The organism is Streptomyces hawaiiensis (assembly GCF_004803895.1).
GTDB lineage: Bacteria > Actinomycetota > Actinomycetes > Streptomycetales > Streptomycetaceae > Streptomyces > Streptomyces hawaiiensis.
The window spans coordinates 4057515-4084214 of record NZ_CP021978.1 but is presented as its reverse complement, the minus strand read 5'-3'; the positions used below and the strand labels follow the sequence as shown (position 1 = coordinate 4084214).

27 protein-coding genes and 2 pseudogenes are annotated in these 26700 nt (G+C 70.2%); 7 read left to right on the top strand and 22 right to left on the bottom strand.

Annotated features, from left to right (window positions below; genetic code table 11):
* Positions 1-17 precede the first annotated feature (17 nt).
* A pseudogene (locus tag CEB94_RS18725) lies at positions 18-461 on the top strand (RraA family protein); the annotation flags it as partial.
* Here CEB94_RS18725 and CEB94_RS18720 read toward each other — a convergent pair.
* From CEB94_RS18720 to CEB94_RS18710, 3 genes are read right to left on the bottom strand one after another with little or no spacing between them, the layout of a single operon-like run.
* Positions 390-1571: a GDSL-type esterase/lipase family protein gene (locus CEB94_RS18720; RefSeq protein WP_175433334.1), complete on the bottom strand. Its 1182-nt coding sequence runs from the start codon at positions 1569-1571 to the stop codon at positions 390-392. The pseudogene CEB94_RS18725 and the gene CEB94_RS18720 overlap by 72 nt on opposite strands.
* A 5-nt stretch (positions 1572-1576) precedes the next feature.
* On the bottom strand, positions 1577-2164 hold the full coding sequence (locus CEB94_RS18715) for a TetR/AcrR family transcriptional regulator (protein ID WP_175433333.1): 588 nt from the start codon (positions 2162-2164) through the stop codon (positions 1577-1579).
* A gap of 57 nt (positions 2165-2221) precedes the next feature.
* Positions 2222-2680 (bottom strand): DUF2269 domain-containing protein, encoded by a 459-nt coding sequence (locus CEB94_RS18710; protein WP_175437058.1) that lies wholly within the window; start codon positions 2678-2680, stop codon positions 2222-2224.
* A gap of 209 nt (positions 2681-2889) precedes the next feature.
* On the opposite strand from CEB94_RS18710, the gene CEB94_RS18705 reads away from it, so the two are divergent.
* Entirely contained in the window at positions 2890-3543 is a 654-nt protein-coding gene (locus CEB94_RS18705) for a class I SAM-dependent methyltransferase (protein WP_175433332.1), read from the top strand.
* A gap of 6 nt (positions 3544-3549) precedes the next feature.
* Here the strand turns inward: CEB94_RS18705 and CEB94_RS18700 are convergent, their stop codons facing one another.
* Positions 3550-4269 (bottom strand): hypothetical protein, encoded by a 720-nt coding sequence (locus tag CEB94_RS18700; RefSeq protein WP_425472461.1) that lies wholly within the window; start codon positions 4267-4269, stop codon positions 3550-3552.
* 158 nt (positions 4270-4427) lie between these two features.
* On the opposite strand from CEB94_RS18700, the gene CEB94_RS18695 reads away from it, so the two are divergent.
* Complete coding sequence (locus CEB94_RS18695) at positions 4428-4784, top strand: VOC family protein (protein ID WP_175433331.1); 357 nt, start codon at positions 4428-4430, stop codon at positions 4782-4784.
* A gap of 187 nt (positions 4785-4971) precedes the next feature.
* Here CEB94_RS18695 and CEB94_RS18690 read toward each other — a convergent pair whose 3' ends face one another.
* Positions 4972-5946, bottom strand: a complete 975-nt coding sequence (locus CEB94_RS18690) for a helix-turn-helix transcriptional regulator (RefSeq protein ID WP_175433330.1) — start codon at positions 5944-5946, stop codon at positions 4972-4974.
* Positions 5947-6085: 139 nt separating this feature from the next.
* Here CEB94_RS18690 and CEB94_RS18685 point away from each other — a divergent pair, with 139 nt between their 5' ends.
* Complete coding sequence (locus CEB94_RS18685) at positions 6086-6481, top strand: RidA family protein (RefSeq protein ID WP_175433329.1); 396 nt, start codon at positions 6086-6088, stop codon at positions 6479-6481.
* 86 nt (positions 6482-6567) lie between these two features.
* Here the strand turns inward: CEB94_RS18685 and CEB94_RS18680 are convergent, their stop codons facing one another.
* From CEB94_RS18680 to CEB94_RS18610, 15 genes and pseudogenes are all read right to left on the bottom strand, one after another.
* Positions 6568-7926 carry a replication-associated recombination protein A gene (locus tag CEB94_RS18680; RefSeq protein ID WP_175433328.1) on the bottom strand — a complete coding sequence of 453 codons (1359 nt, stop codon included), beginning with the start codon at positions 7924-7926 and terminating at the stop codon, positions 6568-6570.
* A gap of 197 nt (positions 7927-8123) precedes the next feature.
* On the bottom strand, positions 8124-8975 hold the full coding sequence (locus CEB94_RS18675) for a PhzF family phenazine biosynthesis protein (protein ID WP_175433327.1): 852 nt from the start codon (positions 8973-8975) through the stop codon (positions 8124-8126).
* Between the two features lie 53 nt (positions 8976-9028).
* On the bottom strand, positions 9029-10657 hold the full coding sequence (locus tag CEB94_RS18670; RefSeq protein WP_175433326.1) for an asparaginase domain-containing protein: 1629 nt from the start codon (positions 10655-10657) through the stop codon (positions 9029-9031).
* A gap of 44 nt (positions 10658-10701) precedes the next feature.
* Entirely contained in the window at positions 10702-11187 is a 486-nt protein-coding gene (locus tag CEB94_RS18665; RefSeq protein ID WP_175433325.1) for a DUF488 domain-containing protein, read from the bottom strand.
* Positions 11188-11292: 105 nt separating this feature from the next.
* Positions 11293-12291, bottom strand: a complete 999-nt coding sequence (locus CEB94_RS18660; protein ID WP_246111839.1) for an acetylserotonin O-methyltransferase — start codon at positions 12289-12291, stop codon at positions 11293-11295.
* A gap of 116 nt (positions 12292-12407) precedes the next feature.
* Positions 12408-12782 (bottom strand): DUF4186 domain-containing protein, encoded by a 375-nt coding sequence (locus CEB94_RS18655; RefSeq protein ID WP_175433323.1) that lies wholly within the window; start codon positions 12780-12782, stop codon positions 12408-12410.
* Between the two features lie 40 nt (positions 12783-12822).
* The gene (locus CEB94_RS18650; RefSeq protein ID WP_175433322.1) at positions 12823-13233 is read right to left on the bottom strand and encodes a VOC family protein; all 411 of its coding nucleotides are present in this window, start codon (positions 13231-13233) and stop codon (positions 12823-12825) included.
* A 53-nt stretch (positions 13234-13286) separates the two neighbouring features.
* A complete protein-coding gene (locus CEB94_RS18645; protein ID WP_175433321.1) occupies positions 13287-13778 on the bottom strand; it encodes a PhzA/PhzB family protein in 492 nt (163 codons plus the stop codon).
* A gap of 92 nt (positions 13779-13870) precedes the next feature.
* A complete protein-coding gene (gene asnB, locus CEB94_RS18640; RefSeq protein ID WP_175433320.1) occupies positions 13871-15727 on the bottom strand; it encodes an asparagine synthase (glutamine-hydrolyzing) in 1857 nt (618 codons plus the stop codon).
* 48 nt (positions 15728-15775) lie between these two features.
* Positions 15776-16396 (bottom strand): phenazine biosynthesis FMN-dependent oxidase PhzG, encoded by a 621-nt coding sequence (phzG, locus tag CEB94_RS18635; protein ID WP_175433319.1) that lies wholly within the window; start codon positions 16394-16396, stop codon positions 15776-15778.
* Complete coding sequence (locus CEB94_RS18630; RefSeq protein WP_175433318.1) at positions 16393-16740, bottom strand: hypothetical protein; 348 nt, start codon at positions 16738-16740, stop codon at positions 16393-16395. Before CEB94_RS18630 ends, phzG begins: the two co-directional genes overlap by 4 nt.
* A complete protein-coding gene (locus CEB94_RS18625; RefSeq protein ID WP_175433317.1) occupies positions 16737-18641 on the bottom strand; it encodes an anthranilate synthase family protein in 1905 nt (634 codons plus the stop codon). Before CEB94_RS18625 ends, CEB94_RS18630 begins: the two co-directional genes overlap by 4 nt.
* Positions 18638-19260 (bottom strand): annotated as a pseudogene (locus tag CEB94_RS18620) (isochorismatase family protein). Before CEB94_RS18620 ends, CEB94_RS18625 begins: the two are co-directional and overlap by 4 nt.
* Positions 19248-20456 (bottom strand): 3-deoxy-7-phosphoheptulonate synthase, encoded by a 1209-nt coding sequence (locus tag CEB94_RS18615; protein WP_175433316.1) that lies wholly within the window; start codon positions 20454-20456, stop codon positions 19248-19250. Before CEB94_RS18615 ends, CEB94_RS18620 begins: the two are co-directional and overlap by 13 nt.
* Positions 20457-20694: 238 nt before the next feature.
* Complete coding sequence (locus CEB94_RS18610; RefSeq protein ID WP_175433315.1) at positions 20695-21279, bottom strand: YybH family protein; 585 nt, start codon at positions 21277-21279, stop codon at positions 20695-20697.
* Positions 21280-21829: 550 nt separating this feature from the next.
* On the opposite strand from CEB94_RS18610, the gene CEB94_RS18605 reads away from it, so the two are divergent.
* The 3 genes from CEB94_RS18605 (at position 21830) to CEB94_RS18595 (ending at position 23674) form a co-directional block, all read left to right on the top strand.
* Positions 21830-22474: a helix-turn-helix domain-containing protein gene (locus CEB94_RS18605; protein WP_175433314.1), complete on the top strand. Its 645-nt coding sequence runs from the start codon at positions 21830-21832 to the stop codon at positions 22472-22474.
* A 91-nt stretch (positions 22475-22565) separates the two neighbouring features.
* Entirely contained in the window at positions 22566-23228 is a 663-nt protein-coding gene (locus tag CEB94_RS18600; protein ID WP_175433313.1) for a hypothetical protein, read from the top strand.
* Positions 23229-23341: 113 nt separating this feature from the next.
* Positions 23342-23674: a DUF2516 family protein gene (locus tag CEB94_RS18595; protein WP_175437056.1), complete on the top strand. Its 333-nt coding sequence runs from the start codon at positions 23342-23344 to the stop codon at positions 23672-23674.
* A 93-nt stretch (positions 23675-23767) separates the two neighbouring features.
* On the opposite strand, the gene CEB94_RS18590 is transcribed toward CEB94_RS18595, so the two are convergent.
* Both CEB94_RS18590 and CEB94_RS18585 read right to left on the bottom strand, forming a co-directional pair.
* Entirely contained in the window at positions 23768-25114 is a 1347-nt protein-coding gene (locus CEB94_RS18590; protein WP_175433312.1) for a PP2C family protein-serine/threonine phosphatase, read from the bottom strand.
* A 301-nt stretch (positions 25115-25415) separates the two neighbouring features.
* Positions 25416-26504, bottom strand: a complete 1089-nt coding sequence (locus CEB94_RS18585; RefSeq protein WP_175433311.1) for a C40 family peptidase — start codon at positions 26502-26504, stop codon at positions 25416-25418.
* Positions 26505-26700 lie beyond the last annotated feature (196 nt).

Sequence of the window (26700 nt, the reverse complement as noted above, 5' to 3'; positions counted from 1 at the left end):
CAGGGTCCGCGCCACGGCTGACGACCACCCTGGCCGACCTGCTGGGCCGCGAGCAGGTCATGGCCTTCGGGATCCGGCCGCTGTGGGGGCCGGTGCCCCGGGCGGCCGGACCGGCCATCACCGTACGGTGCCCTCCCGGCGACAACCCGATGCGGCACGCCGCGATCCACCGGGCCGGCCCCGGCTCGGTCGTCGTCGTGGAGCCGGGCGACCTGGACCACGCCCTGACCGGCGGCAACGTCTGCGGCGTGGCCCGGCACCGGGGCATCACCGCGTTCGTCGCCGACGGGCTGATCCGCGACCTCGCCGAGGCCCGGGACATGCGCTTCCCGGTGTTCGCACGCGGCGTCATCCCCCTCCCGGGCACCAAGTCGGCCGTCCCTGTTCCCTCACCCCTCTTCCGAGAAGGGGCCTCCCCTCGTGAAGGCCAGTTCGTGGAAGCGGGTGCCGATGTGGTCGTGGGTGGTGGCGTCCGGGTGGACGTTGTCGGGCAGGGGGAGGGTGGTGGCGTCCTTCGCGCCGTAGAGGGCGAGGCCGTCCAGGTAGTGGAGATTCGGGTCGTCGGCGGCGCGCTGCCTGACGATGCGGGACAGTTCCTCGCGGATGACGGTGAGGGTGAGCTTGCCGGTGGGCGTCTCCGCCGGGTCGCCCATGGCGGAGAAGACCAGGCGGCCCTTGCCGATCTCGTCGTGGTCCGGGGCGGTGGGGCCGGGTGTGTCCTCGTGGATGGCGCAGTGGATGGGGGAGACGAGCAGCAGCGGGGTGTCCGGGTGGCCGTCGCGGATCGTGTCGAGGAAGCCGTGCACGGCGGGACCGAAGGTGCGCAGCCGCATCGCGTCCTGGTTGACGATGTTGATGCCCATCTTCACGCTGATCAGGTCCGCCGGGGTGTCCCGCATGGCGCGCGCGGTGAACGGGTCGAGCATCGCGCTGCCGCCCAGGCCGAGGTTGGTCAGCTCCACGCCGCCGCGCAACGCGGCGATCGCGGGCCAGATGGCCGTGGGGCTCGCGGCGTCCGAGCCGTGGCTGATCGAGCTGCCGTGGTGCAGCCACACCCGGCGGCCCCGGTCCGGCGCGGGCGCGACGGGCGCGTCCGTGCGCAGGGCGACCAGCTCGGTGGTCTCGTTGTGCGGCAGCCAGATCTCGACGTCCTTGTCCCGTGCGGGCAGGCCCGTGAAGCGGACGGTGCCGACCGGGCCCGGCGCGACCTCGCCCTCCCAGGTGGCCAGGTCGACGGTGAGGACGTTGCCGCCGGTCCCGGCGGCCTGGCCGGCCGGGACGCCGTCGACGAGCAGGTCGTACAGCCCGTCCGGGCGCGGCGGGAACCCGGTGTAGTCGCGCTTGGTGCGCAGCGTGTCCAGCTCGATGGTGGTCGCGGCGGTACGGAACGCCAGGCGTACGCCCGAGGGCTGGGCCTCGGCCATCGCCAGCTGCGCGTTGGTGTTCTGCGCGCGGGCCCGGGCGGGGAGCCGGTGGGGGAGCAGACCGTGCTCGGTGCGCTCCACGTCGAGGGCGCCGCGCAGCAGGTCCGCCGTGAGGGGTGTGGTGATCCAGTCGTGCTCGGTGTGCATGGGTGTCAGCCTCGGGGATCGGTGGGGGCCGCGGGCCAGTTCCGCAGCAGCGTGTCGAGGGCGTCGAGGATCCGGGCCCAGGTCTCCTCGGTGTCCGGGGCGCTGTGGCTGAAACCGCCGCCGAGCTCCAGGCTGACGTAGCCGTGGAAGACGCTGCCGAGCAGCCGGACCGCGTGGGTCTGGTCCGGCTCCGTCAGGTCGTAGCCGCGCAGCAGCGCCCGGGTCATTTGGGCGTGCCGGACGCCGGCGCTCGCGGCCGCCGTCCGCGGGTCGAGCCGCAGCTGGGCCGCGGCGTAGCGGCCGGGGTGTTCCCGGGCGTAGTCGCGGTACACGTTCGCGAGGGCGGCCAGGGCGTCCTTGCCGGCCCGCCCGGCCAGGGCGTCGGCGGCCCGGTCGGCGAGTTCCGTGAGGGCGAGCAGGGCGATCCTGGTCTTCAGGTCCTGGGAGTTGCGCACGTGCGAGTACAGGCTCGCGACCTTGACGTCGAACCGCCGGGCCAGTTCCGAGACGGTGACCTGCTCGAAGCCGATCTCGTCGGCCAGCTCCGCGCCGGCCTCGGTAAGACGCTCCGGCGTCAGTCCTACACGTGCCATGAGGCTCCTCCCTTATGCCTTAAGAGAGTGTGCATTTGCCTAATAGCTTTAGGCAAATCACATGGATGCCTTCAGTCTCTTGCCCCGGCGGGTCGTCCCCCAGGGCTTCAGGACGGAGATCGCCGTCATGAACAGGTAGGCGGACAGCGACACGACCGGTCCGAACAGCACGTCACCGGCGTCCGGCAGCGGCCCGCCCGCGGCGACGGCGGCGACCGCGGAGTTCACCCCGGGACGCAGCGCGAAGACCGTGGCGGTGACCGTGGCGAGGGTCAGCCAGAACTTCGTGTACACCCACCGGTACCTGGCCAGGCCCCACACCGTGCCCAGCGACAGCAGCAGGCCGCTGAGCAGCGTGAGGAACGCGACGGGGAGCAGGAGCCAGTCGGCGAAGAGCTTCATGGCCCGCACGGAGGCCTCCACGGTCACGGCGGACCCGGTGGTGGTCGCGGTGATCCCGAGCGCGAGCAGCCCGAGCGTGAGCCCGAGCCAGCCGGCGGCGGAGGTGACGTGCACGACGACGGCGGCCCGGCGGGCCGAGCGGCCGAGTCTCGGCGACGGGCGCGGGCGCGGCTTCCTCGACGTCGCCGGCTTCTGTTCGGTATTCGTCTCCACGCCGAACACCCTGCCGAACGGGGGCCGCGGGGTCGTCTCACGGCGGGAGTAATCCGGCGTACTGGCGTCGGAGTACGGGTTGTCCCACTGCTGTCGCCTAAGTTCGCGGCATGACCGAGCCCTCCCACCTCACCGCCGTCCGCGAGTCCTACGACACCGTCGCCGCCGACTACGCCCGACGCGTCAAGGAACCGGCCGACCTGGACCCGGTGTCCCGCGCGATGCTGGCCGCGTTCGCCGACCTCGTACGGCCCCCGCACGCCGGGCCGGTCGCCGACCTGGGCTGCGGCCCCGGCAAGGTGACGGCGCATCTGGCCGCCCTCGGGGTACCGGCGTTCGGCGTGGACGTGTCGCCGAGGATGATCGAGCTGGCCCGGGCGGCGTACCCGGAACTCCGCTTCACCGTCGGCTCGATGACCGCGCTGGACATCCCCGACGGCGAGCTCGGCGGCATCCTCGCGTACTACGCCACCCACCACACCCCGCCGCAGTGGCTGCCGACCGTCTTCTCCGAGTTCCACCGCACCCTCGCACCCGGCGGCCGGCTGATGCTGGCCGGCCATGTCGGCAACGACGAGCACCTCCGCCCGACCCACGCCTACGGCGACCACCCGGTGTCCTACGAGTCGTACCTGCTCCCGCCGGAACGCATCGCCGCACTCCTGCACCGGGCCGGCCTGGTGGTCACGACGCGGGTGGTGCAGGAACCGGAGGGAGCGACGAAGAGGCAGGTCGGCACGTTCCTGGCGTACAAGCCGCAGTAGCTGCGGCTACCCGGCGTGTGTCCACACCCGGAGCGGCCCGACGGCCTCGAAGCCGTACCGGAGGGCGGCCGCCAGGTCGTCGCCCTGCTCGTAGCCCACGACGGGCAGGTCGGGGAAGAGCCGGCCGGCCGCGTGCAGGACGAGGGGCCAGGCAGTGTGGGGCGGTCCGAAGACGTTGGACACACCGACCACCCGCTCACTACGTGTGGCCACCGCTCCGACGACGACACGTCCGCCCGCGGACCGCCCCGAGATCACGAAGGTCTCCGGGTCGGCGAGCAGCCCGGCCCGGAAGAGGCCCGCGTCGCCACTCCCGTCCTCCCAAGCAAGTGCCCAGGTCCGCAGCGCGTCCCGATCACCCACCACGTCCCATGCGAGACCCGCCGGCTCCGGCGCGGCACGGGGCGCCGCGCCCGCCGGGCGATGGATCCACTGTGCATCGAACAGCACCCGGAACCCCGCCTCCGTCAGATCGAGATCGGCGAAGCTGTCCTTGACCGAGGCGCCGGGTACTGCCGTGTCGACCCGCGCCAGGAGCGCCTCCCGGTCGGCGCCGGGGTCCAACGTCACCGCGTCGGGGTAGTACAGCGGCGTCCGCCCCGCAGCAACCCAGGCCTCGACACCGAACTCGCCCACCACGCCATGAGCCCGGCACATCGCCGCACACCACTCGGCGTTGTTGCGGGCAGCGGACCGGACCAGGGCTTGCTGTGGAGTCGTCACCATGCGGATCAAATCGATTGCCGGCCCGGTCCGTCCACCGATTTGATGGTCGCCGACCCGACCACGGCTGGAAGGTCTCCACCCTGTGCCTGTCTCCCCTACCGCATCCGTCCCCTGCTGAGCCAACCCGCCTGGGCGGACTGTCAGGAGGTGCTCGCCGGATGAAGTTGAGTGCGATAACCCTGGACTGCGCTGATCCGCTGGCACTCGCGGCGTTCTATCAGCGGGCCACTGGGCTGGAACTCCATCCGAAGTCGAACGCCGACTTCGCCTCCCTGGGCAGCGAGGGCGGACTCTCCCTCGGCTTTCAGCGGGTCGACGGCTACCGGGCACCGAGCTGGCCCGACCAGGAGATTCCTCAGCAGCTGCACTGCTGCTTCAGGGTGGCGGACCTGGACGAGGCCGAGACGCGGCTGGTGGCGTTGGGGGCGGGCAGGCCGGAGCATCAGCCGAACGTGGGCAGGTGGCGCGTGCTCACGGATCCGGCGGGGCATCCCTTTTGCATCGTCGGGGGCTGAGCGAACGGCTCGGCCGCCAGAGGGCGAGGCGAGGTTCAGGCGTTCGGTTCGCCCTCCTCGGGCGGGCCAGGCGGCGTGGGGCGGTCCGGGGACGTCACGCAGGGCGTCGGGCGGCGTACGACGTCCCATGCGGGATCCGGTGCGGCGACGGATCCAGCTGCCGCAATCGGAACGGGGCACCGGCCCCTCAGGAGGACGGGCCGTAGCGGGCAGCGACCGTGGAGGCGCGGTTGCCCAGGGAGGTGCGCAGCCACTGCGGGGCCAGGACTTCCGCGTCGTTGGCGTGCTGCCACAGGGCCCATTCGGCATGCCGCGCATCTTGGAAGATCACATTCAGCCGCAGCCAGCCGTCCGCGTCGGCCTCCTCGGCGCAGACGGCCAGGGCGGTGCCGACCAGGTGTTCCCGCCGCACCGGGTCAACTCGTACCAGGACGGCGACCTTGTCGCCGCCGGTCCGGAACCGGGCGTTGCGTTCCTGCCAGGCCCGGTCCAGGTCGACGGTCGCCGGTCGCTGGGCGGGCTCGTCGAGTTCCTCGGCGGCCAGCACCCGGGACAGCCGGTAGGTGCGGTCCTCGCCGGCTCGGTTGGCCAGCAGGTAACCCTGTTCACGTACGGTGACCAGGCCGATCGGGTCGACCGTGCGCCACTTCGGGGGCTGGTCCACCGCCTTGTAGTGGATGCGCAGCTTGTGTCCGGCCAACACCGCCCGCCGGACCTCGGCCGCGATGGCGTCGGGCACCTCCTCGATGGCCACGCGGCGCGAGAGGAGGTCGGTCTCCGGGTCGATGAGTAATCGCCGCGCCGCATCGGCGGCGGTGTCGCGCAGACCCTCGGGCAACGCGTCGACCACCTTGAGCATGGCCGAGGCGAGCGCCGAACCGAGGCCGAACAGCTGGGCGCCGCGCCGCGATCCGGCCACGAGCAGGGCGAGCGCCTCGTCGTGATTCAGCCCGGTGAGCGCCGTCTGAAAATCGGGCAACAGAGAGAAACCGCCGTGCCTGCCGCGCTCGGCATAGACCGGGACGCCGGCCGCGGACAGCGCCTCGATGTCGCGCAGCACCGTGCGGGTGGACACCTCCAGCTCGGTGGCCAGCGTCTCCGCGGTCATCCGACCACGCTGACGCAGCAGGAGCACCAGGGAGACCAGCCGATCGGCGCGCATACGGAAACCCTAACGAAATACATGACCAAGGATGTCGTGATTTGCTGGGAGGCTCCATTTGCGCGACGTCGAAGCCCGGCGCATGCCGAGGCGTTGACATTCGCACACCAGTGAACCGAACGGATGGAGCGAGTCGGCAATGGAACGTAACGCGGTCAACCCGGTGACGTGGTCGGTCGAGATGGGCTTCAACCAGGGTGAGGTCGTCTCCGGCCACTCCCGAACCCTGTACATCTCGGGGCAGACCGCGATGAGCAAGGAGGGGAAGCCCGAGCATGACGGCGACATGGCGGCGCAGCTGGCGCTGAGCATCGACAACATCGAGGCGGTGCTCGCCGAGGCCGGCATGTCGCTCTCGAACCTCGTCCGGCTCAACGTCTACACGACCGACGTCGACCTGCTCTTCCAGCACTACGGTGTGCTGGCGGGCCGGCTGGGCGCCGCCCAGGTCTCGCCGACCACCACCATGCTCGGCGTGACCCGCCTGGCGATCCCCGGCCAGATGGTCGAGCTGGAGGGCACCGCCGTCGCGTGAGCTGACCAGCATGGCAACGCCGCCGACCTCACCCCGGTGAGGTCGGCGCTCGGCGAGCAGGCCGCGGGCCACGCGTTTCCCCGGCGCTACCTCTCCTCTCCGCGGACGGCACGGCGGAGATTGCTGAGGCGCTCGTGCAGGACGCGCTCCCCGCCGCGCTGAGTGGGACGGTAGTAGTCCTTCCCCACCAGGTCGTCCGGCGGGTATTGCTGCTCCAGAACCCCTTCCGGGGTCCTGTGGGGGTATCGGTAGCCCACCCCGTGGCCCCTTTCCCTGGCGCCCGCGTAACGGCTGTACCGCAGGTGGGCGGGGATCTCGCCGACGGCGCCCGCACGGACGTCGGCCATCGCCTCGTCAATCCCGACGATCACCGTGTTCGACTTCGGTGCCATGGCCAGATGCACGGTGGCCTGTGCCAGGGCGAGGCGGGCCTCGGGCATGCCGATGAGCTGGACCGTCTGCGCCGCCGCGACGGCGGCCTGCAGTGCCGTGGGATCGGCCAGCCCGACATCCTCACTGGCGTGCACCACCAGCCGCCGCGCGATGAACCGCGGATCCTCCCCGGCCACCAGCATGCGGGCCAGGTAGTGCAGGGCGGCGTCCGGGTCCGAGCCGCGGATCGACTTGATGAACGCGCTGACCGTGTCGTGGTGCTGGTCGCCCTGCCGGTCGTAGCGGACGGTCGTCTCGGCGACGGCCCGCTCCACCGAGGACAGGTCGATCACCGTGCCACCGGTGTCGGTCACCCCGCCGGCGCTCGCCTCCAGGGCGGTCAGCGCGCTGCGGGCGTCGCCGGCCGCGAGGCGTACGAGGGCGTCCTCGGCCTCGGGAGACAGGGTGACCGCGCCGTCGAGGCCACGTTCGTCCTTCACGGCGCGGCGCAGCAGCTCGCGGACATCGTCCTCGGTCAGGGGCTGGAGCTGCAGGACCAGCAGGCGTGAGAGCAGCGGGGCCACCACCGAGAACGACGGGTTCTCGGTGGTGGCGGCGACGAGCAGCACGAGCCCGTCCTCCACGGCGCCGAGGAGCGCGTCCTGCTGGGTCTTGGAGAAGCGGTGCACCTCGTCGATGAACAGCACGGTCTGCCGGTTCTGACGGTCGCGGCGATGGCGCGCGTCGTTCATCACGTCGCGCAGTTCCTTGACTCCGCTGGACAGCGCCGAGAGGGCGACGAAGTGCCGGGAGCCGACGTCGGCGAGCAGCCGTGCGAGGGTTGTCTTCCCGGTGCCGGGCGGGCCGAAAAGCAGTACCGACGCCGTGTCTCCGCCCTCGGCCAGCCGCCGCAGGGGTGCGCCGACCCGCAGCAGTTGCGCGTGGCCCACGACCTCGGCGAGCGTGCGCGGCCGCATCCGTACCGCCAGAGGCGCGTCGGCCCGTACGGCCTCGGCGGGCGGAGGGCTGTCCCGTGCCGGTAACGCGAACAGCCCGTCCTCCTCAACGGCCATCACGTCACCCGGCCTTCGGCACGGGGCGCGCCGTGCCGTCGGGGGCGGCGGCAGGCGGGCCGAGGACTTCGGCCGCCGCGGCTCGCCGCGGCCCGGCTGACCGGTCGTGGCTCAGGACGGTCTGGGGACGGTGTTCTGCTGGACACAATCGGCGGCCCTTCCTCTGTGGACAGGTCACTCAAACGCGTTCTCGGCGGCTACGCGTACAGCGTGCCCCGGGCGACGACCACGGCGGAGCCCGCCACCTGGACGGAATCGATCCGATCCGGCGTCCCCGTCGCGCGAGCGCGCATCGTCGAAGGACGGCCCATCTCCACCCCCTGGCGGATCTCGATCCACTCCCCGAACGGGATCAGCCCGTGCCGGGCCAAATGTACCGGGAGCGAGCCGGCGGCCGAGCCTGTGGCCGCGTCCTCGACCACGCCGTAGGCGGGTGAGAACATGCGCAGCCGCCATCGAGTCCCTGATCCCGCGAAGCAGTTGGCGGCCATGTCGGGCAGCCTCGCGAGGATCCTCTGGTCCGGCTCCAGGGCCGAGAGCGCGGCCACACCGTCCAGGCCGACGAAGACGTGCCGCGGCCCGTTGTCGTAGACCTCGACCGGCAGGGTACTGCCGGTGGGCACCAGGTCGAGAGCGGTGAGCAGTTCGTCCGCACGGTCGTAGGGTTCCCAGGTCGGGAGGGGTTGCCACATGCCGGCCGCGATGGTGCGGCCGTCGTCATCACGCTCGAGTTCGAACGCCACAGTGCCCTTGGCGGTCTCCATCCGGAGTTCCTTCGCGTCGTGCGACTCGCCGAGCACCACTGCCGTTCCCAGGGTGGGATGTCCGGCGAACGGCAGCTCGTTCACCGGCGTGAAGATGCGGACTCGTACGTCGCCGTCGTCCTGCGCGGGGAGCACGAAGACGGTCTCCGACAAGTGCATCTCCCGCGCGATCTGCTGCATGCGCTCGGCGGAGAGACCGGAAGCGTCCAGGAAGACCGCGGTCGGGTTTCCTTCCAGAGGGGCGTCGGTGAAGACGTCGGCCACCACGTACTCGTATGTACCCATGGGTTCCGTTCTCACAGGGACGGGTCCGGACATCGTTCGCCGGACGCCAGGGCTCAGTGGGTGTCGAACAGGGCCTGGTACCGGGCGACCGCCTTCTCGGTGGCCGCACGCTCGTCGAGGGTCGGGTTGAAGGGGTCCACGGCCGGGGGCAGGGCACCGAACTTGAGCAGTGCCGCCATCAGGAGCATGCGCGCCTTGGTGGCCGTGAGGTTGTTGCCCGAGATGAACGTCGGGTCGGTGCGGTACGCCATGCCACCGGTATTGCCGCGGCCCGTGCGGACCACCGGCATGCCGGCGAAGAGGGCCACGCTCAGCGCCGCGTTCCTCGTCGGATCGGCCATCCCGAACGGAGACATGCCTTCGCAGACGAATCCGGAGAGGGGCGCACGGGCGAGGTTGGCGTCGATCCGGGCGAGGATCTCGACCTCCTCCTCGGCCACGGGCGGGCTGCCGGTGCCGGTCCCCGTCGCCGCGTAGCGGCTGTACTTGGTGATCGAGACGTGCGGCATGGCGGCGGGTACGAGCCCCTCGGCGTCCTTCGTTTCCACTTCGACCGGGAACACGCCCGAATCCAGGCTCCCGGCGACGCCGGCCACTCGCTCGGGGAGCACCGTCAGACGCAGCTCCGAGCGGTGGGTGTGCCTGCGGGCGGGGAGATAGGTGAGCTGCGGGGGGCCGTAGCCGCCGAGGTCGGCGACCACTCCTCCGTGACCACCGGTGACCTCGTATCCGCCCGGCCGGGCGTCGACCTTGGTCACGTCCCGGGCCGAGTAGACGAGTTCATCGACGATCACGCAGGCACCGACGCGGTTCTCACCCCGCTCGTCCAGGGCGACGCCCGACGCGATGAACTTCACGCCGTCCACCACGTTGCGGTCGCCGTCCGCGCTCAGGGACTGGTGGCGGCGCTGCGCCGGGTGTCCGACCAGCGGCACCTTCGTGTCGACCAGCAGTCCGAGCCAGTACAGGGTCTCGTCGACCGTCGGGCTGCCCTCGAGCCACTGAACGCCGGCGAACTCTCCCGTGGCGAGGACGGTCTGGACCTGGTTGGTCGCCTGGGCGAGGTGTGCCAGACCGGGCTCGCTCTGGAGGTGGTACGGGTAGTAGACGAAGAAGTCCTGCCCGAGGCGCTCGGCTTCGGGACCCGTGGTGTAGCCGCCGGACGGAGCGGCGCGGAAGAACGCGAAGTCGGCGAGGGAGCCGAGCTCGACGGGGGTGCCGTGGTCGGCGAGCCCGAAACGCTCGATCTCCTCGTAGAGGCGGCGGGCGTCGGGGTAGAACGTCTGCCGGGCGGCTCCTGGTGGCGCGTACGGTGCCGTCGAGGTCTCCTCCCAGGCGGATCCGTCCGCCTGCCTCCCCATGTAGGGAAGGGGGTAGAGACCGTCGGCGGGATCGAGTTCGACGACGTACACCGGGGTGGCGTCGCCGGTCGGCTGCTCCGTCTGGAACGTGCCGTTCTCGTCGAGCCAGCCGTCCGGCGGGGCGTACAGGTCGGCCGCGTCCCGTTCGAGCGGGTGCGCGCTGAACGCCTCGATGTACACCGTGACGGGTGCCGCGAGCCGTTGGGGACGCAGCACGTCGAACTGGGCGGGACGGAGCGGCAGTCCATGTCGTGCGCGGGCCTTGTTCGACGTGACCAGGTCCGGTGTGTTCAGGATCGTCGCCGTCGGTCCGGCGAACACCGCGATCCGTGGGTGCGGTGTGAGGGCCCGAAGAATGCCGTCCGTCACAACGGCCTCAGGTGTTCGACGGTGACGTGGTGCTGCTCCGCCAGCCGTTGGGCCACCAGCGACCGGTGGCACGCCTCGGGGTCGCGCTCGACGCAGAACAACGTCGCGATGCCGTCGCTCGGCAGCGCCGCCACGATCGCATCGAGGTCCACAGGGTCGAGGATCTCGGCCGTGTAGCGGCGGCTGTACTCGACGGCGAGCTCGCGGCGGGAGCGCTTGCCGACCCCTTGGCGGTCGTCCTCGGCGTACTGGAGGTGACGCAGTTCGGTGGTCGGGGCGAGTTCCCGGTGGTGCCGGTAGGCGATCCCGGCCTCGGTGAGGGCCGCCTGCAGCCGCAGTGAGTTCGCCCAGGCGTAGTCCGGGCCGCGCACCCCGCGCCGCTGACGTATGTCGAACAGCAGGCGCACGTCTGCCTGCCGTAGTCGTTCCAGGAAGGAATCGCCGTCGAAGCCGTAGACGCCGATCGTTGCCAACTTGACCACCGTGGATCTCCTGTTCGCGCTGTTGCTCGTGCCCGGGTCGGCGGTTGCCTCCCGCCCCCGAGCGGTGAAATCGCCCGGGCACGTTCTCTCCGTGCCCGCCCGCTGTTACGTGGTGCGCGGTGTGCAGATCAGGGCGGTCGTCTCCATGGGCAGCTCCGCGGTCCCGGTGACCTCCAGGCCTGCGCGGCTCAACAGCCGGGTGATCCGGTCGACGGTGCGGTGCTCGCCGCCCGTCGTCATCAGAAGGTGAAGGTCCCACAGGGCAGGCAGCACGCTGGAGTTCTCGTCCTCGACGAACCGGTCGAGGATCAACAGCCGGGAGGAGGAGCCGGCCATGGCGCGGCGGCAGTGCTCGAAGACACCGACGACGGCTTCGTCGTCGTGACCGGCCAGCACCCGGCAGAGGATGTAGACGTCCCCGCCCGCCGGGACACCCTGGAACATGTCGCCCCCGACGACCTCGGCCCGGTCGAGGCCGACGGTGGCGGACAGGTGCTCACGCGCTTTGGGGACCATGTGCTCCCGGTCGTAGAGCGTGCCTTCGGCGTCCGGCGTGGCACCGAGGATCGTGGCGAGCAGATGTCCGCCGCCACCACCCACGTCCACGACCTTCTTGCCGGAGAAGTCGAAGACCTCGGGTACCTGGTGGAAGAACATGCTCGCGGCGTTCATGGTGAGCTGGAACCGACGGGCGGTGGCCACGTCCTGCCCCAGGTACTCGTAGAACGACCGGCCGTAGGCGACTTCGAATCCGGAGCTCTTCGTGCTGATCGCGTGGTGGGCGTGACCCCAGGCGGAGTAGAACTCCTCGCCGTACAGCAGGCACATGTCGCTCAGGGACTGGGGGCCTTCGAGAAGGGCAGCGCTCACCCGGGTACCGCGGTAGCCGGTGGACCCGCTGCCCTCGAATATGCCCATGGCCACCAGCAGACGCATCAGACGGTGGATGCCCTGCTCGTTCGCCCCGGTCGCCTTGGCCAGTTCGGCATCGGTGTCACGGCCGGCCTCGACGTGGTCCGGCAGTCCGAGTTTGACCGCGGTGTAGAGCGCCTGCGCTCTCCATCCTCCGGTGATGATGTCGACCACGTCTCGAGTGGCCTGCACATCCACTGTCATTGAATCCTCACCGTCCCGGCCTCCCGGCCAACGCCGGTCGGCCCACTTCGCCCGACTTGTCCTTCGCCCCTCACCTGTCGGCCGGCGGTGCGGCCTCGTCTCCGTCACAGCGGCGGGTGATGAGGGGCGTACTGCTTCACGATCCAGCGGCAGATCGCCTCCACGACGTAGGCCCGCTCGGCGTCGTCGAGCGCGTGCCCGGCGGGGATGCCGTGCCAGCGCGCGAGGCAGGTACGGCAGCACGTCGCGGTGGCGTGCTGGGCGACGAACACGGGGTGTCCTCGGTAGGGCGTCTGACGGCCGTCGTTGCGCGGTTCGGCCGGCGCCAGCCTCCGCCCGATCAGCTCCCCGGCATGCTTGCGGACGGTCGTGATGCCGCGCAGGTCGACCACCGCGCGATCCCTTCCGCGCAGCCGGAACTTCGCGCGGAAGGGGTGCCGTCCGATCCGGTCCAGCCTGTCGTCCAACTCGTCCGTCATCGGTTCCACGCCCCTTTGACCGCAGCGGCCCCGCGGGCGATCAGGGCTGCTGCTGCGTGATGTTGAACATCCAGGTGATCCCGAACTGGTCCACGAGCGTGCCGGCCTCGTCGCCCCAGATCTGCTTCTTGAGGGGCATCGCCACGGTTCCGCCGACGGACAGCTTCTCGAAGTACGAGCGCAGGCCGGCGTCGTCGCCGCCGAGGTAGAGCGCGACGTTGGTCCCCGGGTTGAAGGGGACCCGCTCCGGGACGTCCCACGCCATCACCGTGAAACCGTCCGCAGTGCTGAGCGTGGCGTGCATGATCTTCTCGGGGTCGGGCGACTCCGACGAACCGAAGTCGCTGAACGTGCCCAACTCCAGCTTCCCGCCGAGGATGTCGTGGTAGAACTCCATCGCCTGCCGGGCGTTCCCGTCGAAGGCGATGTACGGATTGAGCCGAGATCCCACCTGATGCTCCTTGCTGTGAGTACGAACGGTGGAAGTGCCGGGAAGTCCAGTCCCTACGTGGGGATCCCGCCGCGATTGATCTTCGGCACCTCGATGCCCAGTGCACGCAGCTGCTGGAACGGGTTCATGAACTCGCGCTGCTGCTTTATCCTGCCGTCTTCGAACAGGAACGAGTGGATGAAGTGGTTCCTGTAGTGGCCGGGCGGATAGGCCGGGTAGAGGATCTGTCCCTCTCCGTCACACTCGACCCAGAACCGGTTGGGATCTTGTGTCTCGAAGATCTCGACGTTCTTCCACTCCCAGTCGGGGAACATGCGCAGCGACCACTCACCGTGCGCCTTGAGCTTCGCGTGTCCCTGCGAGTTGATCGGTTCGCCGGTGTCGCTGGTCCACAGGCCGGCGCTGCCGTCCTCGGTGAAGAGCAGGTAGCGCGTCAGCCGGTTCTCGCCCTTGCGGCTCATGTAGTCCGCGACGACGGCACGGTGCCGGGCGCGCAGGTCGAGGTCGCTCTCGCGCCCCTCGGGCTTGGCGTCTTCCGTTTTCATGTCGGGTTCCTCAATCCGTGGTCCGGGCGTGGACAATGACGTGGGTGCGCGGCCGGCCGCTCCTCACTGACCGGATGCGGCCGGACACCGCGTCAGAGCCGTAGCTCGGGCCGGTAGAGGTCCAGCCAGGTGCTCAGGTCGAGTACGCGCTCCATGCCGTTGCGGACGTCGATCGGCATCGTGGCCGAGTCCTGCCGCGTGATGTCCTCCAGCCAGCTGCGGTCGACCAGACCGAAGACCGGGTCGTCGGTCGTGAGCAGCTCCTTGGACTGCTGCAACAGCGCACCGGTGTAGGCCGGGTCCAGCGTGGCGGGGTAGGGAGCCTTCACCCGGTTCAGCACCGACTCGGGCAGCAGGTCGGCGGTCGCGGCGCGCAGCAGGCTCTTCTCCCTGCCGTCGAAGGTCTTCAGCGACCAGGGGGTGTTGTAGACGTACTCCACGAGGCGGTGGTCACAGAAGGGGACCCGGACCTCCAGGCCGACGGCCATGCTGATCCGGTCCTTGCGCTCCAGGAGCATCCGGACGAAGCGGGTCAGGTGCAGGTAGCACATCACCCGCATCCGCATCTCGTGGTCGCTCTCGCCCTCTGCCCGTTCGACCTCGCCGACCGCGTCGGAGTACCGGTCGCGGATGTAGGCGGGCAGATCGAGGGCGGCTGTGATGTCGGCGTTGAACCGGTCGGACACCTGGGCCCGCGCGCCACTGACGAAGACAGCCATCCACGGGAAGGTCTGCGCGGCCTGGGCCTCCGGCTGGAAGAACCACCTGTACCCGCCGAAGACCTCGTCGGCGGACTCCCCGGACAGCGCGACCGTGGACTGCTCCCGGATGGCCTTGAACAGCAGGTAGAGCGAATTGTCCATGTCGCCGAGACTGAGCGGACTGTCCCGCGCGGTGATGACGGCCCGGCGCACCGCCGGATCGGCGATCGCGGCATGGTCGAGCACGATGGACTCGTGCTGCGAGCCGACGTGCGCGGCCACCTCGAGCGCGTACGGGGCGTCCGTCGTGGCACGCAGTTCGTCGGCGACGAAGTCGTTCTCCCGTCCGGCGAAGTCCACCGCGAAGCTGCGCACCTTCTCGCCGGGCTCGCCGTGCTCCCCGGGCCGGCCGAGCTTGGCCGCGGCCAGTGCGGTGATGGCACTGGAGTCCAGGCCGCCGGAGAGCAGGGTGCAGCGCGGGACGTCGGAGACCAGCTGGCGGCTGACGATGTCCTCGAGCAGTTCGCGCACCGTGGCGATGGTGGTCTTGCGGTCGTCGGTGTGCGGACGGGTGGACAGCGTCCAGTAGCGGTGCTCGCGCAGGCCGGAGCGGTCGACGGTGACCAGACCGCCCGGGACCACCTCGTTCATCCCGCACCACACCGCGCTGCCCGGGGTCTGGGTGAAGCTGACCAGCTCCCGCAGTCCGGCGAGGTCGACGGCGCGGTCCGCCAGCGGGTTGGCGAGGATCGCCTTCGGCTCGGAGCCGAACATCACCCCGTCGTCGGTGCTGGAGTAGTAGAGCGGCTTGACGCCCATCCGGTCACGGATCAGCACGAGCTTCTCGGCCCTGGAGTCCCAGACGGCGAACGCGAACATGCCGTTGAGCCGTTCGGCGACCGCTTCGCCCCACTCCAGGTAGCCATGGAGCACGACCTCGGTGTCACTGCGGGTCTCGAACCGATGCCCCCGACGGAGCAACTCACCCCTGAGCTCGGTGTAGTTGTAGACCTCACCGGTGTAGACGATCGTCACCGGGCCGTCGTCGGTGGGCACCGACATGGGCTGGGTGCCACCCTCGATGTCGATGACCGCCAGCCTTCGATGGCCGAGCGCCGCGTGCCGGTCGAGCCAGACGCCTTCGGCGTCCGGTCCCCGGCAGGCCATGGTCTGCGTCATCGCGTCCAGTTGCGCGCGCTGCTGCGTCAGGTCCCGGTCGAACGAGACCCAACCTGTCATTCCACACATCGACTTGCCCTTCTTCTCTTCCTGTCCAGTCCGCGATCCGGGGCACGGTCAGGGTTGGAGCCGATCCGTACGCCAGCCGGAACCGTCGCGCTCGTAACGCAGCCGCTGGTGCAGTCGGTCTTCCGGGTCGGCCTGCCAGAACTCCACGTACGCCGGCTCCAGCAGATAGCCCAGCCAGCGGTCCGGGCGGGGCAGCGCCGTACCGTCCCGGCCCAGTTCCCGCGCCTGCTTGCGCAGCGCGTCCTCGTCCAGCAGTGGCGCGCTCTGGTGCGCCGCCACCGACATCGGGTGCGTGCCGACGGGCCGGGCCGCCCACAGGGCCTCGGACTCCTCGGCGGGCAGCGGACGGGTCGGGCCGCTCACGCTCACCTGGCGGGCGGCCTCGCGCCAGTAGAAGACGCCGGACGCCCAGCCCGTCCTGGCCAGGTCCCGGCCCTTGCGGCTGTCGGAGTGGCTGGCGAACACCAGACCCGTCGTACGGACCTTGAGTACCTGGACGATCCGGTTCGAGGCGCGGCCGTGGGAATCGACAGTGGCCAGCGCCAGTGCGCCCGGTTCGCGGACGGCGTCCGCGACGGCGCTGTCGAACCAGGCCTGGAGCAGCTCCATCGGTTCGGAGGGAGGGGCGCTGAACTCTTCAGTGGTCCGGGACCGGGCCGATGTGCTCACGATGCCTTCCCGGTGGGTTCGAAGGCCAGGCCGCGTTCGGCCGGCTGGCCGGAGTGGAGACCTTCGACGATGGCCTCGACGTCGGACATCATCCGGACGGTCGGCGGGAATCCGATGAGTTCGGCGGCCCGGTTCGGCGGCAGCGGTGCCGTCGGGTCGGCATCGGAATCCCACAGCACCACGGCGCCCCAGCGGTTGGTCGCCCGGTCGGAGATCCAGAACTTCAACCGCATTCCGGGGATCTCCGTCCACGGCTCGACGCCCTCGTCGCGCAGATAGACGCGTAAGGAGTCGATGCTCTGGCCGGACCCGGTGAGGTCCCACCAGGAGATGGTGGCTTTCATGCGTTCAGTACCTCCGCGGTCTCCATCAGCGGTACGAGGAGTTCGGTCAGGACGCGCTCGCTGTCCTGGGTGAGCACGGACTCCAGGTGGAACTGCACCGAGCCGAAGTGCGGCCCGCGCAGGGCGTGCACCTCGTCCGTGCCGGCGTCGAGGCAGACCTTCACCTCGCCGACGCCGGGGCACTCCAGCCGGTCGGTTCGTGCGCGGGCCGAGTAGGAGTTGTAGAAGCCCACTCGTTCGCGCGAGCCGAACAGGTCGATCTCGCGCTGGGTGCCCTGGTTCGGGACGTCCCGGCGGCGCAGCTCGAGCCCGAGGTGCCGACAGAGCAGCTGATGGCTCAGGCAGACGGCCAGGAAGGGGGTGCGCCGGGACAGCAGCTCCTCGATGGCCGAGGTGAGCCGGGCCATCCTGGGGTGGTCGGTGTCCCGCGGGTCGCCGGGGCCGGGGCCCATGACCACCAGGTCGTGGTCGTCGAAGCGGTGAGGCACGTCGAAGCCGCTGAGCTCCACGGTCAGCCCGATGGCGCGCAGTTGGTGGGCCAGCATCGCGCTGAAGGTGTCCTCGCCATCGACGACCAGCGCCCGACGGCCCTCCAGCACCGGATGGGGCTGCGCACGCTTCGCGGCGTCGCTGAGCCAGAAGTTCGCGATCGTCTCGTTGCGTCTCCCCAGCGCCTCCTGGATCAGCGGGTGTGCTTCGAGCCGTTCGTCGGCGCCCAGCGCCGCGAGCACGCCCGCGGCCTTGGTGCGGGTCTCGGCGACCTCGGCGTCCGGGGCGGAGTGCCGGACCAGGGTCGCGCCCACGCCGACCTCGACGTGACCGGTGCCGTCGGCATCCGGGGTCTGTATGTCCGCGGTACGGATGAGGATGGCCGAGTCCATGGTGCGCCCGCCGCCGGCGTCATGGCCGATGAGGGCCGCGACGCCTCCGTAGTACCCGCGGCCGCGCGGCTCGTAGCGGGCGATCACCCGGCAGGCGTTCTCGAGCGGGCTGCCGGTCACGGTAGGGGCGAACATGGTCTCCCGCAGGATGTCCCGGGGGTCGAGGTCGCTGCGCCCCTCGATGACGTACTCGGTGTGCGCGAGCCAGGCCATCTCCCGCAGGAACGGCCCCGTCACGCGGCCTCCGCCCTGGCAGACCCGGGCCATCATCTTGAGTTCCTCGTCGAGGACCATGTACAGCTCGTCGGTCTCCTTGCCGTCGGTGAGGAACTCCATGACCTCCGACAGGACCGGTCCCGTGGCCGGGTAGCGGTAGGTACCGCTGATCGGGGTCATCGCCGCGACACCGTCGCGCAGGCTGACGTGGCGCTCCGGTGTGGCACCGACGAAGGTGCGCGTGCCGGTGTGCACGAGGAAGGTCCAGTAGGCGCCGCTCTCCCGGGTGAGCAGCCGGCGGAACAGGCTCAGTGCGCTGCGTGTCGAGTAGCCGGTGATGCCGGCGACGAACGAGCGCTTGATGACGAAGTTCGAGCCCTCTCCCGTGCCTATCTCGTTGTCGAGCACGGCGCGGACGGTGTCCGCGTACGCCTCGTCGTCGGTGTCGAAGCGCCCGCCTGTCAGGGTGATCGGCTCGTCCGGCAGGGCCCTCAGCGCGTCGGACGCGCTGATCTGCCCGTGGTCGGTCACCTCCATCGCGAGCAGCGGTGAGCCGTCCTCGACAGCGGCGAAGCCGCGCTCGGTGATCTGCTGGTGGGGCACCAGGACCAGCGTCTCGTGCCGGGCCTCGCCGGGCTGCCCGGTCCGGTCGGCCACCGGGATGTCGGCGAGCCGGGCCGGGGTGCTGACCCGGCCCAGCAGGATCTCCACACGGTCCGGTCCCAGGACCTCGGGGCGGTGCAGCAGGGCGAAGGGACCCGGATCGGGGCCCAGCACGAGCTCGAGCAGCTGCGTCGAGTTCATCGGAAGACCTCCTCGGTGGTGGTGACCACCGAGCAGCGAGTGGCCGCGTAGTCCAGGGCCAGCCGGTGGTAGTCGGCGGAGAAGTCGCCGACCGCGTCGGCGACCAGGAACGACTGGATGTCGTTGGTGAACGCCTCCAGGGCTGTGGCCAGCACACCGACGTGTGCGTACACCCCGCAGACGATCAGCTGGTCGAGGCCACGGTCACGCAGCTGCGCCAGCAGGTCCGAGCGGAAGAACGCGCTGTAGCGCCACTTGGTGAGCACCTGGTCCCCCGGCCGGGGTGCGAGCTCCGTGACGATCTGACGGTCGACGGGGTCCACCCTCATGCCCGGACCCCAGAAGTCCTTGAGCAGGCCGCGGTCCTCGTCCGTCATGCCCCCGGGTTGCGCGGTGTAGAACACGGGGACCCCGAGCTCGGCGCACCGCTCCCGCAGCTGCGCGCAGTGGCGCACCAGGGGGTCGCGCACCCCCGGGGGAAGGGCGCGAGGAAGTATCGCTGCATGTCGTGCACGAGCAGGGCCGCGCGGCTCGGGTCGGGTGTCCACCGCGCCGTACAGGTGGGCAGTTCAGCCGCCGTCGGCAGTGGGTAGGCGGGGATCGGCGCTATGCCCGGCACGGTTCTCCCTCGGCCCGGTCCATCATCCGCTGCGTCTGCCAGGCCGAGACCACCGATACCGCCTGGCGAGGGTTGAGTCGCGGGTCGCACAACGTCGTGTAATTCCGGCCGATCCGGTCGGTTCCGGAGTGGGCGTCGACGCATTCGGTCACGTCGTCGGGCGTGGCCTCCAGGTGTATCCCACCCGGTATTCCGCCGGCTGTGCGCACGGCGGCCTGGAACGCCGTGACCTCCCGGATGATCGTCTCCACGACTCGGGTCTTGCGTCCCTCGACGGTGGTCACGGTGTTGGCGTGCATGGGGTCGACCAGCCAGATCACCGGGTGTCCGGCGGCGCGCACGGCCTGGACCAGCGGCGGTAATGAATCCGTCGTCTCGTCAGCACCCATCCGGGCGATCAGGGTGAGCCGGCCCGGTTCCTGTCCAGGGTCGAGCCGTGCGCACAACTCGAGCAGCTCGGCGACCGTCATACGGGGCCCGACCTTGCACGCGACCGGGTTGACCACATCTGCCAGCAGCGCGACGTGGGCTCCCTCGGGCTGGCGGGTCCGCTCGCCGATCCACGGCCAATGAGTGGAAGTCAGCGCGAGCCGACCTTCCCGATCCCGACGCAGCATCGGGATCTCGTAGTCGAGGAGCAGAGCCTCGTGGCTGGTCCACACCGCCGGCTCGATGCGCGCCCGTGGCGTCGGGGCGAGGTTGGCCATGACCTGGCTCGCCGCCCGGTAGCCCGCCAGCAGGCGCTGGGGGTCAGGCCGCCGTGCTTCCGGATCCGGCTCTGGACCGTTCACCATGTGGCCCCGGTACACCGGGAGTTCCACGCCGCCGACCCACTCGGTGCGTGCCGACCGGGGTTTGGCGTACTGGCCTCCGATCCGGCCCACCCGCACCACCGGCTGATGAGTGATCGCGCTCATGACGCCGGCGAGCACGTTGAGGAGTCCCACTTTCCGCTCCACGTCACCCGCGGTGCACTCCGTCGGGTCTTCCGCGCAGTCACCCGCCTGCACCACCTGTGCCTGCCCGGCGGCGACTCCGGCGAGTAACCCCCGGAGCCTGCTCAGAGATGTGGCCTCCACGAGCGGAGGAAGGGCCGCCAGCGCATCCCTGACCTGCTTGGCCTGGGCCGGGTCCCCCCACTGAGGCTGCTGCCGCGCAACCGGGACCTGCGAAACCTCGAGCGAGGTGACGTTCAAGTTTTTCTCCAGACCTCGAACATGTCGGCAACTCACCATCTGCGCATGAATCGATGCCCCGCCACCAATCGTCGATGGCGAAGTCCGACAAGGCGGCAGGGGGTGCCGCCGAATGCTTGTTGGGCTTGGCGGATTGAACTCCTGTTTGTACAGCTGGCTCGCCGACCGGCCGGCTGAGCACAAACTCGCCGACCAGCGGGCTGGGCACAAAGAAGACGAGACCGCCGGGGCAGCCCGATCAGTGATGGGCCGACGTTGCGCCGCCGTGGGGCGGGTAAGGGTTGTCCTGGACGTACAGCCACGTACCGTTCGGCTGCTCTTGCACGGTGTCGCAGAAATTCCCGGTGAACTTCTCGCGGGTACCGTCAGGCGCGTTCTGCTCCAGGGAATAATCCCCCATTATGGCCGCCGTGCGGTTGCGTACCTTGTCGCCCGTGCGCTTCCCTCCCGCCAGCACAGTCTGGCGAGGGTTGACAGTGAGCACCGGATCGGACTTGAACCACTCGATGTAGAAGGCCCGGATTTCCTTGTGGCCCCTGATAATCGATCCGTCGTAATTGACAATCGCCGCTTCGGGCTCGTGGAGGGCTATGATTCCGTCCACGTCCTTGGTCTTGATTCGCTCGCCCAGGAGCTTCAGCAGTTCTGCCGGCGTAAGAGGGGCTTTCACTTTGGCATCCGGGGCCGCGGTAGCAGATGTTTCGCCCGCGGCCGTCGATGCATTCGCCATCTCGGCCTGGATGAAGGTAGGACCTGCGATACTCACGGCCGTAAACACAATGGCCGAGGTAGCGATCGACAGCGTGAGCTTGATTCTACTCATGACATCTCCCCCAAATGGAGATGGCAGCAGGTCAGTAGAACGCCTCTGCGGCGTCGGCCCTTCTGAATGGCCCCCGTTTGCCACCCCGCCCCGTTGATGACGTCATGCAACATCCCAAGACTGACCGCTGTCAACCCTGCGGACAATGCAGAGGGTGTCGATCCGTATTTCATCTGCCTTAGACGTCGAAGCGGAACACTGAACACCTCATGAAGAACTGCGGATATCACCGTTTCTGGAAGGCCGTCTGACAGGGGTCCAATTGGGGGTGCCGGGGTGGCCGGCAGCCAGGGAATCTCAAATTCCGGAGACCGGAGCGATCAATTTGCGCCAGATTCGCGGCAGTGTCGCCGGATGACCCTCTGTGGCGTGTGTCACATCGCCCACGTCAAGCAGCCTGTGGCGCGCCGACCGGGCGGGGTCGTTGCCGAGTCGTCGCGCTCGGGCGGCGCCGACTGTCGTGCTCGGCCTCGTCGACGCACCGGGTGGCGTGGCGCACTTTTGCAAGCGGGTGCTTGCAATAGTTAGCGGAATGCCGCACTGTGGAGGCATGGCATCGCTCAACGTCGGCAATCTAGGTGACTACCTGCGCGAACAGCGGCGCACCGCGCAGCTGTCCCTCAGGCAGCTCGCCGATGCCGCCGGGGTGTCCAATCCGTATCTGAGCCAGATCGAGCGCGGGCTGCGCAAGCCCAGCGCGGAGGTGCTGCAGCAGGTCGCCAAGGCGCTGCGGATCTCCGCCGAGACGCTGTACGTCCGGGCCGGCATCCTCGATGCCGAGCGGGACCGGGACGAGGTGGAGACGCGGGCCGTCATCCTCGCCGACCCGACGCTGAACGAGCGGCAGAAGCAGGTGCTGCTGCAGATCTACGAGTCCTTCCGCAAGGAGAACGGATTCGGGACCGGCGACGGTTCGGATGGCGCGGACGCCTCGGACGGCCTGGCAGGCGCGGGCCTCGCGGGTGCGTCCGGTGTCATCGGTGTCGTCCCCGGTGACGGCGCGGTGAGCGTGGACGGGGACGCTCCCGACGCCGGCGCCGAGATACCGCGCACCGGCCCGGGCGACGGCGGTCAGCCCGCCCGGCGCCGCGGCCGCAAGAGCGACAGCACGCACGACGACGGTACGACCGCCGCCCGCCGGACCCGCAAGGGCACCGGCGGCGGTGACACCGATCCGCGGCAGACGGCCGGCTGAGCCGGACCAGGGCACCGGCCGTACCGCCGCGGATCACACAAAACCCTCAGCCGAACCCTCAAGCGAGACAGAATCCGGGAGGACCATCACCATGGCCATCACCGACGACCTGCGCAAGACCTTCAGCAACCCGACCCCGCTCTACTTCGCCGCAGGCACCGCCGACCTCGCCCTTCAGCAGGCCAAGAAGGTGCCGGCCCTGGTGGAGCAGCTGCGCTCCGAGGCCCCCGCGCGGATCGACGCCGTACGCAACACCGACACCAAGGCGGTCCAGGAGAAGGCCTCCGCCCGGGCCAAGGAGGCCACCGCCCGCGTCAAGGAGACGCAGGAGACCCTCCAGACCAAGGTCACCGAGTTCATCGGCTCGATCGACGTCGACATCAAGAAGCTCGGCAGCACGATCGACGCGGACCTGAAGAAGGTCGGCGAGAGCGCCCAGGACTTCGCGCTGCGCGGCGTCGGCGTGGCCGCCGAGTACGCCGTCAAGGCCCGTGAGACCTACGAGAAGGTCGCCGAGCACGGCGAGCAGACCGTGCGGACCTGGCGCGGCGAGGCCGCCGACAGCATCGAGGACGTCGCCGAGGGCGTCGAGGAGCTGGCCGTGGCCGTCGAGCCGAAGCCGCAGCCGGTCGAGGTCAAGGAGGAGCCGGCGAAGCCGGCCGCCGCCGCCCAGGTGAAGAAGGCCCCCGCGGCCAAGAAGGCCCCGGTGCGCCGGACCACCCCGGCCAAGAAGACCACCCCGCCCGCCAAGTAGGACCGCGGAGCGATCACAGGCAACGGGCCGGGCACCCTGGGGGTGCCCGGCCCGTTGTACGGGTACGGTGACCGCGTAGGGACGAGCCGAGTCAGGTGGTGGGCGTTGTGCTGATGCAGGGCTTCGCAGGGTTTATGTGGCTTCTGAGCACGGCCCTGATGATTTTCAGCGGTTTCGCGTTGTTCGACGCGGCCGTCCGCCGGGAGGACGCCTACCGCGCGGCCGACAAGAAGACCAAGCCCTTCTGGCTGATCATCCTGGGGATCGCCTTCGTGGTGAACCTGCTCTTCCCGATCCTGTCGTTCCTGCCGATCATCGGCCTCATCGCGACGATCGTGTACATGGTCGACGTACGGCCGGCGATCCGGGCCCTCCCGGGCGGGGGCCGCAGTCAGCGCGGCTCCAGCAGCGACGGCCCGTACGGCCCCTGGAACGGCGGCCGGTAAGGCCCCGAGTGGCGACATCCGCGCCGGGCACCTGGACGCCGCCGCCCGCGACCGGCTGACCGCCGATTTCGGCCCTGGAGCTCGGGCCACGCGCTACGGCACCCGGTCCAGCAGCAGTACCGCCACGTCGTCCGTCAGCTCGCCACCGTTGAGGTCGCGCACCTCGTTCACCGCCGCCCGCAGCAGCTGCTCGCCCCGCAGGCCCTCGGCGAACTGGCGGCGGATCATCTCCGTCATGCCGTCCTGGCCGAGCCGCTCCCGGCCCTGGCCGATGTGGCCCTCGATCAGGCCGTCGGTGTAGAGCATCAGGCTCCACTCGGGGCCCAGCTCCACCTGCATGCGCGGCCAGCGGGCACCGGGCAGCAGCCCGAGGGCGGGGCCGTTGTTGTCGTAGGGCAGCAGGCGGGCCGGCTTGCCCGGGCGGGCCAGCAGCGGCGACGGGTGGCCCGCCAGGCACAGGCCGGCGCGGCGGCCGTCCGGCGCGATGTCGACCGTGCACAGGGTCGCGAAGATCTCGTCGTCGGCCCGCTCGTGTTCCAGCACCTGCTGGAGCGTGCCCAGCAGCTGGTCGCCGCACAGGCCCGCCAGCGTCAGCGCGCGCCACGCGATCCGCAGCTCCACCCCGAGGGCGGCCTCGTCCGGACCGTGCCCGCAGACGTCGCCGATCATGGCGTGCACGGTGCCGTCCGGCGTCCGCACGACGTCGTAGAAGTCGCCGCCGAGCAGCGCGCGCGAGCGGCCCGGGCGATAGCGGGCGGCGAACCGCAGCGGGGAGCCCTCCAGCAGCGGCGTCGGCAGCAGGCCGCGCTCCAGGCGGCGGTTCTCCTGCGCCCGCAGCCGGCCCTCGGCGAGCCGGCGCTCGGCCGACTCGGAACGCTTGCGCTCCACCGCGTAGCGGATCGCCCGGCTCAGCAGCCTGCCGTCCAGCTCGTCGCGGAAGAGGTAGTCCTGAGCGCCCACGCGCACCGCCTCGGCGCCGCGCTCGGCGTCGCCGGACGCGGTCAGCGCCAGGACGGCGTGCCGGGGCGCGAGCTCCAGCACGTGCCGGAGCACGGCGAGCTCGTCCTCGGAGTCGCTGTGGCCCGGCGCGGGCAGCGCCAGGTCCAGCAGGATGCAGTGGACGTCGTCGGTCAGCAGCCGCCCGGCCTCCGTCAGGTTGCGGGCCGTGCGGACGCGGATCGGCTTGCCTGCCTGGTCGAGCATGTCCGGCACGATCGGCGAACCGGCCGGGTCGTCCTCGATCAGCAGCAGCGTCAGGTTGGTGTGGGCGGTGTTGTTCTCCACCTTGTCCGTGGTGTTCCCGGCGGTGTCCGGCGTGCGGCCCGCGGGCGAGGCGTCCTTCGCGGACTCCTCGGCCGGGCCGCCGCGCGGAGACGCGGCCTGCGCCTGACCACTTTCCACGGCCGGGATCGCTCTCTGCCGCGGTATGGGTACGGGCATCGTCTAGGGTTCCTTCCCTCCCCCCGAGGGCACGGTGGGGCGAGGGACCTCGACCCACCGACGGGGACCATAGCGGGTGTCGGCGCCGCATTGGAATGGTGTGAGCCACGCCGCTGTGCCACCGGCCAGTGTCATATGCCGCGATATGTACCGCAGTTGGACAGCTCGGAGATGCTGTGGGGATGACGAACGTCACGTCGGCGCACGGTTTGCTCGCGGTGGGGCGTGGAGTGGGTCACGTGGGCCAGGTCACCGCGGGTGTCCGATATCCGGTGTGCCGTCGTCCGGCCGCCGTCCGCGTTCAGTTGGCGCCAGCGTCGGCGTCCGGCCGGACCACCCCGAGGATGGGCATGGATCCGGCCCCCGCGATCGTCACGGTCCGGCCGGGCCGCGGCGCGTGCACCATCGCCCCGTCGCCGATGTACATCGCGACATGGCTGGCGTCGCCGAAGTAGATGATGAGGTCGCCGGGCCGCATGTCCTGGACGTCGATGTGCCGCAGCCGCTTCCACTGCTCCTGCGAGGTGCGCGGGATGCCGCGCCCGGCGGATACCCAGGCCTGTGACGTCAGCCCCGAGCAGTCGTAGGTCTTCGGGCCCTCGGCGCCCCACTGGTACGGCTTGCCGATCTGGGCCGTGGCGTACCGAACGGCCTTCTTGCCCTGCTCCGAGGCCTTTCCTTCGATCTCGTCGAGGACGCCGGAGTCGAGCCAGGCGGTCTGCGCCTTGTTCGCGGCCTCCTTCTCCAGCTCGGCGAGGCGCTCCTGCTCCTCCTTCCGCAGCGCGGACTCGAGCTTCTCCGCCTGCGCGATCTGCTTCTCGATCTTCTTCTGTGCGGCGGCCTTGGCTTTGCGGCCCGCCTCCAGTTTCTTCAACTGCGCGGAGGCGTCCTCGGCGTACTGCTCCAAGTCCTCCTGGGTGCGGGTCAGTTCGCCGAGGAGGCCCTTGGTCGCGTGGTGGCCCTCGCGGACTCGGCCCGCGCCGTCGAGGAAATCCCGGGGATCGTCGCTCAGCACCAGATGGGCCTCGGGCGGCAGCCCGCCCCCGCGGTACTGGGCGGCGGCCGCGGCGCCCGCGCGGTCCTTCAGCTTCCTGAGCTTCTCCTGGCCCTTGACGATCTTCTTGGCCAGCTCGACGACCTCGGCGGACTGTTTGTCCGCCTTCTCCTCCGCGGCGTTGTACTCGTCGGTGGCTCGGCCGGCGGCGCGGTAGAGCTTGTCGAGCTTCCTGCGGACGGCTTCGAGGTCCTTGCCGGGCGCGAGAGCCGGGCCCGCGCTCGGGGTGGGGGAGGGGGTGGGGCTCGCGAACGCCGTGCCCGGTGCCGCCAGCACCGTGACCGCGCAGACCACGGCCACCGCCGTCGCGATCAGGCCACGCTTGCCCGTTCCCATACCTCAGCCCCCCACTGGTTAACCGTCAGTAACTCGCGGCTCGCCCGGGGATGCTGCCACGTCGGATGGGAAAGCGACAGAGGTAGTACTTCCCGCCGCCCCCTCGCCGGTATGCCCCCGGATGACGATCTCCCCGTCTGTGTGACGAACGACTCAAAGAGATCGTTCCCAACGGGCCCTGCCCAGACCGGAGGAG